A 442-nucleotide genomic window follows, 5' to 3' on the forward strand; every position below is an offset into this window, starting at 1 on the left:
CAATAGTAGCAAATCGGCGGGTTTTAATAAAGGGTTTATGGGCCAATTTTCCCCTGTAAAGGAGACAAACCCCTCAAGGGGGGCAAGAAAAGGCGTGCCCGTATTCGCCCTAAAATCGAAGGCTGAATGGAAACTTAACGCGCCATTTTTCGGGGCTTTTCGCCTACCAAACGAGCTTGTAAAAATTTTCTGATGAAACGGGGTCCTAAAGGGTTTACCCCAACACAGCCAGTACCGGTATCTCCTCCCCAATAACTCGCCCGACTTTTTGGGGTCTCACCTCGCCAACCCCCTGGAGGCGGTTTTTTTCGCATGGCACACCTGGGGCGCCGCCCGCCTCGCCCCTTTTTTTTTCCGTGTAGCAGGCGCGGTTTTTTTTTTTCGTGGGGACGGGAAACGGCGTCTTTTAAAAAAAAAAGACGTGGCCCGCCGTAACAAGTTC

Annotated in this window: 1 protein-coding gene; it reads left to right on the forward strand. The window is 51.4% G+C overall.

The features are described from left to right. The coding region (locus ACYVTD_RS16880; RefSeq protein WP_461248805.1) for a hypothetical protein at positions 1 to 193 on the forward strand (193 nt) is incomplete at its 5' end. Between the last annotated feature and the right edge of the window lie 249 nt (positions 194 to 442).

The sequence above is a fragment of the Treponema sp. R6D11 genome, assembly GCF_054786075.1.